Annotated in this window: 6 protein-coding genes; 3 read left to right on the top strand and 3 right to left on the bottom strand. The window is 47.2% G+C overall.

Annotated elements, in window-relative coordinates:
- Positions 1-164 precede the first annotated feature (164 nt).
- The 3 genes from QLG00_RS15365 to QLG00_RS15355 are packed head-to-tail and all read left to right on the top strand — an operon-like array spanning position 165 to position 2415.
- Positions 165-755, top strand: a complete 591-nt coding sequence (locus tag QLG00_RS15365) for a LemA family protein (protein ID WP_004944993.1) — start codon at positions 165-167, stop codon at positions 753-755.
- A gap of 23 nt (positions 756-778) precedes the next feature.
- Positions 779-1861, top strand: coding sequence for a TPM domain-containing protein (locus QLG00_RS15360; RefSeq protein WP_004944995.1), 1083 nt, complete (start codon positions 779-781; stop codon positions 1859-1861).
- Complete coding sequence (locus QLG00_RS15355; RefSeq protein WP_004934250.1) at positions 1855-2415, top strand: TPM domain-containing protein; 561 nt, start codon at positions 1855-1857, stop codon at positions 2413-2415. The genes QLG00_RS15360 and QLG00_RS15355 overlap by 7 nt, the downstream gene beginning before the upstream one ends.
- A gap of 1 nt (position 2416) precedes the next feature.
- Here the strand turns inward: QLG00_RS15355 and QLG00_RS15350 are convergent, their stop codons facing one another.
- From QLG00_RS15350 to QLG00_RS15340, 3 genes are all read right to left on the bottom strand, one after another.
- Entirely contained in the window at positions 2417-3433 is a 1017-nt protein-coding gene (locus tag QLG00_RS15350; protein ID WP_004944998.1) for a C45 family peptidase, read from the bottom strand.
- 9 nt (positions 3434-3442) lie between these two features.
- On the bottom strand, positions 3443-4906 hold the full coding sequence (locus tag QLG00_RS15345) for a biotin carboxylase (protein ID WP_034440443.1): 1464 nt from the start codon (positions 4904-4906) through the stop codon (positions 3443-3445).
- A 137-nt stretch (positions 4907-5043) separates the two neighbouring features.
- Positions 5044-7833: an ornithine decarboxylase gene (locus tag QLG00_RS15340; protein ID WP_282471330.1), complete on the bottom strand. Its 2790-nt coding sequence runs from the start codon at positions 7831-7833 to the stop codon at positions 5044-5046.
- Positions 7834-7869 lie beyond the last annotated feature (36 nt).

The following is a 7869-nucleotide window of genomic DNA, read 5'->3' as shown; positions in this document are numbered from 1 at the left end:
ATTTCAGGAGACTTCCGCCCAGCTTCGTTACAGCTGAACCTGAATCAACCAAAAAGCGGGCGTCTGGCCCGTTTTTTATGATAAAGAAAATAAACAAAACAGCGCTAAAATCCTCGTTACAATGCCTTTAAAACACAAATTTTAAAAATAATGAGGTGATTAACATGAATTTATTTAAAAAATTGGCACTTTCCAGTGTATTGGTCAGTACGCTTATCTTTTCGGGCTGTGGCTACAACACCTTGCAGGCCAAAGATGAATCGGTAACGGCAGCATGGTCTGAGGTACAAAACCAGTATCAGCGCCGTGCCGATCTGGTTCCGAATTTGGTCAATGTGGTGAAAGGCTATGCCAAACACGAACAGCAGGTGCTGACCGACGTCACGCAGGCGCGTTCAAACGTGGCTGGCTTGAAAGTTGATAAAGCCGTCCTTGAAGACCCGCAGCTTTTTGAAAAGTATCAGCAGGCACAAAGTCAGCTGACTGGCGCATTGTCTCGTTTGATTGCTGTCTCTGAAAACTATCCCGATTTAAAAGCCAATGAGCAGTTCCGCGATTTACAGGTTCAACTCGAAGGTACAGAAAACCGTATTGCGGTGGCACGTAATCGTTATATCAGTACGGTACAGGATTACAACACCTATGTTCGACAGTTCCCGCAGGCCATGACAGCCAAAGTGATTGGGATGCATACCAAACAAAACTTTAGTGCAGAAGCAGGCGCAGAGAAAGCACCAACAGTCTCATTTAATTAATTTTGCCTGAACTGGAGAATGCCATGACGCTCCCTCTGGCTAGATTACGATGGCGCCTATATCAAGGATCTTGGGCAGTTATACTCGGCTGTTTGACGCTGATGTGGTGCAGTCTCGCATTTAGCGCACAAGGTAGCGACCAAACTCAAGACAATACCGAACTGCTGGCAGCACAACAGATCATTCAACAGCAGCAAGGCAATCAGAAAGCACCCTCATCGAGTGTGGCTGCTGCACAGGAACCCCAAATTGCCAATGATCTGGCCGAAGGGCAATCGATACGATCATTACCCAGTTTAAATGCCCCCGTGATCGATCAGGCCAATTTACTGACCGAGGCACAAAGACAGCAGATTGAGCAACAAATCCGTCGGCTGTACGAAGCAAAAAAAGCCCAGATTGCAGTGGTGATTGTGCCGACTACAGGCCAAGAGGATATTTTTGATTATGCCATGCGTGTGGCACAACAGTGGCAATTGGGTAGTGCCAAGCGTGATAACGGTATTTTAATGACCATTGCGGTCAATGACCGTCGGATTCAGATTCTGACTGGCTACGGTGTAGAAGGCGTTCTTCCAGATATTGTGGTTGGGCGGATTATACGTAATCAAATCACGCCGTATTTTAAGCAAGCCCAGTATGCGCAAGGGATACAGGCAGGTTTAAATGAAATTGAAAAAATTCTGAATATGGATCCCGAGGTCGCGCAGCAGGCAGCACAGGAGTTAAAAGAGAGCCAAGAACAGGCACTTCATGAGCAACAGGCCCGTTCACAGATGCTCACTTATTCGATGATTATTATTGTGGTCGGGATTTTTGCATCCTTTATTGTGGGGAATCGACTCAGCGCAGCAACAGCAGGCGTTGCGGGGATTGCAGCCGGTATCATTAGTGGTGTGGGAATTATCACCAGCTTACTGGCAGGTCTAGGTATTTTTCTATTGCTGGTCACGTCTTTGGCACAATTAATTTTTCAGCTGTTTGCATCGGGCGGTGGTCGCGGTGGTGGGGGCGGTTTTGGCGGTGGCGGCGGCTTTGGTGGCGGTGGTGGCTATAGCGGCGGTGGCGGCGGCTTTGGTGGTGGGGGAGCATCAGGATCATGGTAACAACAACCGATACAACACAAATTATTACCCAGCCTAAAATTAGGGCGCAAAATCAACCCAGTTTAAAACGCTGGCTGAAACATTTTTTCTTTTTGCCTGCGGCGAAGCGTTACTTTTCTAAAACCGACATGACCGCAATTGCGCAGGCGGTGACACAGGCCGAACATGGCCACGTGGGTGAAATACAGGTGGTGATTGAAGGTCATATCCCATGCTTGCAAGCCTATCAACAAACTCCGAGGCGCCGAGCCGAGCAACTCTTTGCCGAACTTGGTGTCTGGGATACTGCCCATAATAGTGGCATTTTGCTGTATTTGAATTTATGTGAACAGCAGGTCGAACTGGTGGTAGATCGAGGAATTTGTACCGAAACGCATACGCTGGCGTGGGAAGCTATTTGTCGCACTATGGTGCAACAACTGAAGCACGGTGATTATCGTGCTGCGGTTGTCGATGCGGTTTTGGCGATTGGTGAGGTGCTGGATCAGTTTTATATGCAGCACGATGATCAAGACCAGAATGAGCTGGGCAATGAGCCCATTATTCTGGGTTAGTTTATGGCGCTGAATACAAGATTTGATCGGCTTGTGCCGCCAAAATAATGGTGCGCTGCTCTTCGGTAAACTGTTCAAATGACTGTGGCCACAGCTGTTGTGGCCAATACAGTTCCACACGCTGGGACACCGGACGATAAATCGCGGTGTACAGCGTCCCGTAGCCCCGAAGCCATGCATCTTGGTAGAGCGGTTTGGTGAGCAAACCTTGCACCACCTGTGACGAATGGGTGGAGTGTGTGAGGACCTGTTCTAAAAAGTTCAGACGTTCGTAAGAAAGTGTGGCAGTGGCATGCTGTGGCCATTCAATCTGATGCTGATAATTGGTCACAGCATGGCGTTTAACCACTTCAGTTTCCCGATCTGGACTCACAAAAACGGTGCGCCAGTCTCCGTTACGATCGAGTAGCGTGACGTTATAGGTCATGTGCACAGGCACGCGCTTTAAAATAGCCACGGCTTCTTCGGTGTTTTGCGCCATTTCCAGTACATAACGCAGTACCAGCGGAATACCAAATCCTGTGCCAGTGATGGTCCGCCCCCCAAACGAAAGCGAAGCCGAAACACCTGCTTCATTTACGCCATCGAGTGCGCCCCACAGGCAATCACTCATGGCCATCACGCGTTGATTCACCCAGCGTGTATTGAGCAGATTGCCTTCGAGTAATACAGGTGCAAAATCATAATTACGAAGCAGGATCGGTTCTTCTTGGGCATGAGGATCGAACCATACGCCTTGAGAGCACCCAGCGATGTACGCTGGTGGACACCAGAGTGATAAAAAGCGTGCTTCTACGTCACCGCCTCCGGTCAGTGCAATGAGTTTTTCCCAAATTGGGATTAACTCTGGCATGTAGGTGCGTAATGCCTGTCGACACTCCAGATAGGTTGGACGTCCTGCAACACCACTACGCAAGAACCATGCACGATACCCTGGCCAGAATTGCTGGAAGATCGCTTTCCATTTTTCATCGGGCGTATCTTCTAAAATAGCTTGGAACTGAAGTTCGACAGACATAAGTTTTCCTTAGAGTATTTTGAAAGATCCCGGCGCAGGGGCCAAATCGTGATGTGTTGTGGCAATCGGTTTACCAGCATAATAACTCTTGATTCCACGAATCCAGTCGCGTGCGCGAATGTTAAGACGGAAGTTATCATCCATAGAGCGGCCACGTGTAATCAAAATACCTAAGTCGGCACCTTCATAACGAAAATCGCCAGGGCCTGTGATTCTCAAGAAAAAGGCTTCACGTTCGGTATCGATGGCGCGGCGTGCATAATCGAAGCGCTGATAAGAGATGCTGCCATCTTCAGCCATACGATAAATCCCGGTTGGCGGTGCATGTGTGACTTGATCGACTTTATCTTCGGTGTATTTAATTACCACCTGTGACCACGAATCGATAAAATGCGGCTGCGCCCAACGCTCGTTAATTTCTTTTACATTGAGATCAAAAGGTACGCCTGAAAATTCTAGTAGATGAAATAAGAACAAAGGCGCATCGGCATAGGCAAAAGCGGCATGATTGGTCATCGGGCTGGCGCCACAAATGCGAGGATTCAACTCACCCAAATAGACTTCATCGGTATCGATATCGATTAAAAAATCCAGATCGAAATAGCCACGATAACCTTCGTTAAGTAGTTGATTACCAAATTTCTCCGCCATTTCGCGTGCCTTAATTCTTGCCCGCTCTGAAAAAGCGCCCGGAAAAATTTCATTGCCACACCAGCCGCCTTGATAAGGCGTCAGTTCACGCGCACCGACCACTTCGGTCAGTAATGGCCCCACCAGTGTTCCAGATTGCGTGGCACAGGCTTCAAGCGTTGCGCCGCGGCAGTTGATGCGTTTCATGATCTTGACTTCAGGATCATGAATAATCTCATCTTTATGTTTGTTAAAATCATTTTCGCTGGCAATAAAAAAGGTGGTATGGCCCGAATCACCAAATGCAGTTTGAATTACTAGATCATGGCCTAAACCATGACGGTCGGCAATTTGCAACAAATGCTCATAGCTGCTCACTTTGGCAAGTGCATTGGGTACCGAATATACGCCGGCTTTATTGCCAATCCGTACAGTTTCCATTTTATTGTCGCAGCGCTGACGTAATGCCGCAGGTGGGAACCAGATGTCCAGACCAATTTCTTTGGCCAGTTCCTCGGTTTTTTCATCAAACATCAAAAAGGTGGCCACCGGATTTCCACCACGCCGCTCAATCAGATCGACCACATCTTTATGTTGCAGCAGATAATTATTGATGTCTTCAATCGAATTAAAATCGTCGTGCAAAGATTCGGGTGGAACAAAAACATTTGGATGACGACCATCAAAACAGTCGATGTAATTGATATAGCGAAAGCGGTTAACCCAACGATCGATGCCTAATAAGTTAAAATTTGTCGCGCTGATGAAGTAAATCGGACGTTCGTTACGATGAAACATCAGCAACATATCAGAAATGCTCGTCACTTTATTACTATAATTCATGTTCACTTCCTTAAGCTCAGCGGTTTTCTGAGGCGTACTACTTGGCCAGTATTTTCTGAGGAACGCATAAATAGAGGGCAGAGACTGAAGACTCATATTTTGTGTTCCGTACGGTATTTGAGTGCTGTGCGCAGGAATTAGCCTGCGCGTAAATGATGAATATGTTGGTATTGCTGCAAAGACTCATAGGTCTCTTTGGCTTGCTGTACCCGGTTTAGCGTGTCTTGCGTAAATACTCGAAAACCAAGCTCAGGTCGGAAGCCATGAATTTCTTTGACATCTAATGCAGCCATAAATTGTAAAATTTCTGCACTGATCACTTGGCCTGGCACCAAAATCGGGAATCCGGGTGGATACGGAATAACAAACAATGCTGAAACCAGTTCTCGTCCGGCTGCAATCGCCGCTGCGGCATCTGCAATATCGATATATTCACAGCTGGTATCTTCATACGACAGGAAAAAGGCCTGACGGATATTGCCATCTCGGGTTTGTACAGCCGGATCAAGGCGCTGCCCCTGAAATGCAGCATGGAATGCCGAAAAGTCAGGCAATGGTGGCTGTTCCTGCGTGAGAGAATTCACGCGCTTTTGATGAATACGCCGCTCTGCCGAGCTCATATCTGCTACGCGTCGATCGACATCGCGGGCAATCTTGATCAGTACTTCAATCAAATATGCAATTGCGGAGCGCGTTGTACCAATATTGATAATAAACAATACGGTGTTTCGGGAGGTTTTATTGATTTGAATACCGTATTTGTTCATCAGTTCGGTATTTTTAAAGGTATCGCCGTCCATACCAACCATGCCGATCATGAGTGTTGCGCGGGTTGGGTCCATGACAAACTCATCCATGCTCCACGCTTTTTCCAGATTGGCCCAGCCTTTGCCTTCATCAAAATAACTATTTACGCCCGATTCGCGGTAAGCCTCCGGAATAACATTGCCCACGCGTAAAAAGTGAAAATGACGCTTGAGCAAAGGGTGATGCATCACTTGCTCGCGCAAGCTCATGGCCAGTTCTAACTGACGCTGCACCAATTGATAACCTTCCATTTCGACTTGGCGACGCCCGACATCTAGCGATGCCAAAATTTGGTAATTGGCCGATGTAGATGTATGGGTCATGTAGGCTTCGATAAAGGCCTCTTCACTTTTTTCTTTAAAGTCTTGATCCCAGATATGAATCATCGAGCCTTGACGCAGTGCGGTAAGGGTTTTATGGGTCGAGTGGGTAGAATAAACTCTGACACGTGCCTTTGATGGATCTGGCATCAGACGGGTGTCGAGCAACTGTTCATCGTTGTCCCAATCAATCGTCTGTTGCCACTGTTCATACTGTGCTGCGTAGGCATCACTTTTAAAGCGCTCGGCCAATTTAGCAGCATTGGCCATGGCAGTTCGCTGACGATAAATCGGATGACAACTTGCAAATGCAAACCATGCTTCATCCCATAAAAAGATGAGATCGGGTTTTATCGCCAAGCATTCCATCATGACACGTTCGACATCGTATACCACGCCATCGAAAGTACAGTTGGTCAGTAAAAGTAATTTGACCTGATCGAGTTTGCCTGCACGCTTAAAGTCGAGCAACATTTGCTTGATATGGCGAATCGGCACCGCACCATACATGGAATATTCGTTCAGTGGGTACGAGTCCAGATAGGCCGCATTAGCGCCTGTGAGCACTAAGCCATAATGGTGTGATTTATGGCAGTTACGGTCGACCAGTACGAAATCGCCTTCGCGTACCAGCGACTGCACCACAATTTTATTGCAGGTCGAGGTGCCATTGGTGGCAAAGAAGGTCCGTTTGGCACCAAAAGCGCGTGCTGCATATTCCTGTGCATGTTTAAGCGGGCCAACAGGTTCAAGTAAGGAATCGAGGCCGCCTGAGGTTGCAGAGGTTTCAGCCATAAATAAATTCATGCCATAAAACTGTGCCAGATCACTAATCCAGTGGCTGTTTAAAATGGCTTTACCGCGCGCTAGGGGCAAGGCGTGAAACATACCGGTAGGTTGTTTGGAATAATCACGTAAAGCATTAAAAAATGGCGTGCGATAACGCTCGCCCACACCTTTCATGATGGCATTATAAAGCTCGATATGATCTTCTTCACCGAAAAAAATTCGTTTGAATACTTCACCGCCAGCCTGTGAAGCAATATTTTCGACGCCCGCATCATTCACCAGATACAAATCCAGCTCTGGGCGTAGTTGTGCAATCCGACTACCGAGCAAGGTGCCACGCTCGATTTCCGGCAAGCTTTCGATATCTCGATCCAGATCGATCATCAGACGATCCAGAATATCGAGATGATTGACCGAGCGATATGGAAAGCCATGACGAATCACGACGGCCTGTAAGTTAAAATTGATGAGCGTGGCAATGAGTGCATCTTCAAAACTCGGAACCACCACGATATCGAAAATAAACGGATCATCGGCATTGCGTTTGCTGATGACTCGGCGTCGTAACGCATCTTCTTCTGCTGCACTCATTTCATCGACAATCAGAACTTCAAAGTACGGCTGAGATAACCGTGCTTGCTGATCGCTTGTGGTTTCAATCTGGCACGACAATTCACGTTCGCTTTGTAAAACAGTATGATCGTGGCGATAGCTTCCGGCCGAGAGCGCACGATGAATCCGGCGCGCTAAAACGCGTGCTGTAGAAAACTCTTCTCGCTCGATATTCTGGCAGAGTTCATTAAAAACGCGTTTACTTGGAAAGGCCCAGTAACTTTCAATGGGAACCAGAAAATCGAGCGTTAATTTAACCCGTGTAAGTGCCTTGGCACGCTCCACATGATCGACTGCTAAATCCGTTAGATACCCAATATCTTCAACTAAATTAATCCAGCTATCCGAGCGTATCTCCCATACGCTACGGTGCTGGCTTAATGAATATGTATTTTTCATAAGCTATGTCTTTTTTTATAGAAATTTTCTTTATCT

Origin of the sequence: Acinetobacter sp. V89_7 (assembly GCF_029967895.1) — a bacterium.
In the GTDB taxonomy this organism is placed as follows: Bacteria; Pseudomonadota; Gammaproteobacteria; order Pseudomonadales; family Moraxellaceae; genus Acinetobacter; species Acinetobacter soli.
Note: the sequence above shows the minus strand (reverse complement) of the source record. Positions and strands in the feature narration are given on the sequence as shown.

Coding starts and splice junctions, on each gene's coding strand:
- QLG00_RS15345 (WP_034440443.1), bottom strand. CDS start 4,906: ATGAATTATAGTAATAAAGTGACGAGCATTTCTGATATGTTGCTGATG.
- QLG00_RS15365 (WP_004944993.1), top strand. CDS start 165: ATGAATTTATTTAAAAAATTGGCACTTTCCAGTGTATTGGTCAGTACG.
- QLG00_RS15350 (WP_004944998.1), bottom strand. CDS start 3,433: ATGTCTGTCGAACTTCAGTTCCAAGCTATTTTAGAAGATACGCCCGAT.
- QLG00_RS15340 (WP_282471330.1), bottom strand. CDS start 7,833: ATGAAAAATACATATTCATTAAGCCAGCACCGTAGCGTATGGGAGATA.
- QLG00_RS15355 (WP_004934250.1), top strand. CDS start 1,855: ATGGTAACAACAACCGATACAACACAAATTATTACCCAGCCTAAAATT.
- QLG00_RS15360 (WP_004944995.1), top strand. CDS start 779: ATGACGCTCCCTCTGGCTAGATTACGATGGCGCCTATATCAAGGATCT.